At 61.1% G+C, this 3,347-nt stretch carries 3 protein-coding genes; 2 read left to right on the top strand and 1 reads right to left on the bottom strand.

All coding sequences use genetic code 11. The features are described from left to right. Positions 1–27 precede the first annotated feature (27 nt). Both OXG98_18150 and OXG98_18145 read left to right on the top strand, forming a co-directional pair. A complete protein-coding gene (locus OXG98_18150; protein ID MCY3773932.1) occupies positions 28–930 on the top strand; it encodes a hypothetical protein in 903 nt (300 codons plus the stop codon). A 59-nt stretch (positions 931–989) separates the two neighbouring features. Further along, the gene (locus OXG98_18145; protein MCY3773931.1) at positions 990–1,649 is read left to right on the top strand and encodes a thiopurine S-methyltransferase; all 660 of its coding nucleotides are present in this window, start codon (positions 990–992) and stop codon (positions 1,647–1,649) included. Between the two features lie 16 nt (positions 1,650–1,665). Here the strand turns inward: OXG98_18145 and OXG98_18140 are convergent. Next, positions 1,666–3,347 (bottom strand): mucoidy inhibitor MuiA family protein (locus tag OXG98_18140; protein MCY3773930.1); only part of this gene is annotated, 1,682 nt, incomplete at its 5' end.

Below are 3,347 nucleotides of genomic sequence, written 5' to 3'. Positions count from 1 at the left end.
CGATCCGCTTAAACGGCAGCGAACTACATGGAACCAACACGAAAGCTCCCGCGCAGGGACTGGAAACATTTCCGACTCTATCTGGGTGTACGGGAAGCAATAAGCAGCCTTCCTATTCATTTTCGGACAGAAACCAATATTGCAGGCGTCATGGCGACGGACCTGCATACATTGAATACGGTTCTGGGGGCGACGATTGAGGAGCAAGTAGTTCGCACCATGAATCTGCTGAGAAATACCTGGGATGCCGAGGATCGGTATGCGCTGTTCAGCTTTGTAAGGCAGGCTCAGACATTTCCGGATGTTCTCTTGCGCAGCACGGCAAGCGGAGAGATATTGCTTGGCATTGAATTAAAGGGCTGGTACTTGCTTGCAAAGGAAGCCGAGCCTAGTCTTAGGTTTCAAACGACAGCTGCAGCGTGTGCGAAACAGGACTTGGTCGTGGTTGTACCGTGGGTCTTAGGCAACGTCATTAGTGGGTCGCCGGTATTATTTGAACCGTTTGTCGAGTCTGCGAAATATGCGGCGGAGTACCGCAACTATTTCTGGCAAGACGTTCGAAGGACGAGCCAGGACACCACGATTACAGTTCCGGAGGATGTCACTCCGTACCCGACGAAATCAGATCAAATATTGGACAAGCCCGCACAGGATGGGGGTGGTAATTTTGGTCGGATTGCGCGAACTGGCCTAATGGATCAGTACAAGGCAAAGCTTGATGACATCCCACTCTGCGGCATAAGCACAATGTACTGGAGAGATTTCCTGAAGACATTCCAGGAGAGCACGACTGATGCGTCGGCTCGTGCAGCCTTACAGCGTCTGAGAAGGCGCCTGGAAGGGCAGCGGCAAGCATTGTCTACGTCCGCTGAATCTGCACTTGTAATTGTTCGAGAGCTTGAGCGGTTAATCGACATTGGCAGTGGGTGAGAAGCGATCGCCATACGGCTTGCTACAGACCGACCTAGCAGAATGGCTTTACGAGCGTTATGAAAGCGGAATTCTGGCTCAACAAGTGGAAGCTGAACGAGATCGGATTCCACCAGGAAACCACCAACGAGGCCTTGCAGGCGCACTGGCCGACGGTGCGTGTGCCGGCAGGGGGCAGCGTCCTGGTTCCCTTGTGCGGCAAGTCGCTAGACATGTGCTGGCTGGCGGAGCAGGGGCACGCGGTAATCGGCATTGAGGTGAGCGCGCTGGCTTGCGAAGCGTTTTTCAACGGGCAGGGGCTTGAGCCGCGCATCGAAGAAACGGGACAGCTGCTCAGCATGAGCGCCGGGGCTTACCGCCTCCTGCAAGGTGATTTCTTCGAGTCGACCGTTGCGGACATTGGTGCGGCCGACGCGTTCTACGACCGTGCCGCCCTGGTAGCCATGCCCCCTGACATGCAGCCGGCCTACGTCCGTCAACTCATCGGTCTGTTGCCTCCGGGCACGGCGGGCATCGTGAACTGTGTTGAGTATCCGTCGGACGCGATGGAAGGACCGCCGTTTTCAATCGACGAGGCCCGCTTGCGCCACCTGCTGGAGCCGTATTGCCGGGTGGAAAGGTGCGCAAGCAGGGAAGTCGAGACCCTGGGTTCCGGGTTGAAGGAGCGCGGCCTGGCGGGCCTGACGGAAACGGTCTACCGGGTCCGCGTCAATCCGTAACGACGCCCCCGCCGGTTCAGCGCTGTGCCGCCAGCAGCGTGTCGCCGGGATAGCTGATCTCGTACCGGTGCACGATACGCCAGCGCTCTCCGGGTTCAAGCTGCCTGCGCCAGGCGATCACGCCGGGCCGCTCCTCCAGGTCCGTGCTGTCGGGCGAAGTGGCGCCGCGCGGCACGTTGACCTCGATCCGCTCGTCCCGGGATACGGGGTAATAGTCGAGTACTTCGATATCGGTGGGCGTTGCGTGGCGATTGACGATCTCGAACAGGAAGTCCGTCAATTCGGTCGTTCGGCTGGACAGGATTCCCTGGCTGCTTTTCTCCCCGCCCTGGTCGATCGCGAGCACGCCGATCCTGCGGTCCGGTCCCATGGGCAGCACGGTCCCGGATCCCGGCAGCAGTTCAGGGAAGCTGGAGCGACCCACGTAGGCGCCGTCGATAAACACCCTCATCGTCCCGGCAGCAAGCGGCTGGTCGCTTTCGTTGCTGATCCTTGCGGTCAGGAAGGCTTCGGCGCTCTGCCGCGGGGTAACGCGCGTCACGAGCGCGGCCCGATGGCCGTATTCGGCAAGCGGCACGGCATGCGCCTGGTCGGCGCTGTTGGAAATGCTCGTCCGCTCAGGGGGTCTGTAGGAAACCGTATGCCTGTTCTGCCCGCTGCGTGCGTCCGCCCGCGCGACTGAATCCGTCGCGGACAGGTCCGGGCCAAGGGCCATGGTCCGGGAAAGCATTCTTTCTTCCGAATCCGCCCAGGGCACGGGTTCGTAAACGTCCAGGAACCGGCTGTCCTGCTCGGGCGCCTTCATCCGACCGCTCGGGTTCGAGGTCGACAGGACCAGTTGCACATCCCGCCACTCTTCCTCCGTGCCTTGCCGGACGCGGGCCTCGTGGGTAAGCCTGAGCGTATTCCCGCGGGTGTCGAGGTAGGCGCTGTAGCCGGACTCCCAACTCGCATCGGACTGAAGATAATGCACCCGAATATCCGTATCCAGGGCGTGGGCGGCATGCAGGAGGACCGACAGGCGGGCCGATGCCGGATTACGGCCGCGCAAGTCACGCAGTTGTCGTTCCAGCACCGACAGGTTTTCCTCCAGTTGCCTGCGATCGATGCGGGCTCCGCGAATCCGGCTCCGGGCCCCGGCCGCGCCTTCGCCGAGCATGTCCAGCGCCTCGCGCCAGGAACCGATATCGACCTGACCGCCGGCCGCCTTGAGGCGCTCGGCGCCGGCGCTGTCCCGTGCTATTCCTTTCAGGAACTCAAGTTGCAGTTCGGCGGTAGCGATGTCGTCGTCTATTACGAAAATCTGATGCTCCGTTACCGCGATTTCGTTCGCGAGGCGGCCAATCTCGGCGTTGTACGCGTCGCGCTGCCGGACAAGGTCCATTTCGACGGCGCGCACCTCGACATCGCCGCTGGCGGAGTCGACCTGCACACCCTGCAGGCTGATACCGCCCGGCAGTCCGGTCAGCGCCACCCGGTTCGGGCCTTTTGCAAGCCGTACCCGGGCCAGCCTCGTAACGCGTGCGCCCTGCGGGTACACCGTTACCGCATCGATGGAGGAGTCGATCTCTTCGATCGCTCGCGCTTCCAGGGATACTGCCGCCAGCGCGACAGCAGCGAATACCACGATTCTCAGGGCCATATGAGGTTCTCCCGCTTTGAGTTGCCTGGTGCCGATAATGGGATGCGGGAGAGGCC

Source organism: Gemmatimonadota bacterium, assembly GCA_026706345.1.
GTDB lineage: Bacteria > JAAXHH01 > JAAXHH01 > JAAXHH01 > JAAXHH01 > JAAXHH01.
Note: the sequence above shows the minus strand (reverse complement) of the source record. Positions and strands in the feature narration are given on the sequence as shown.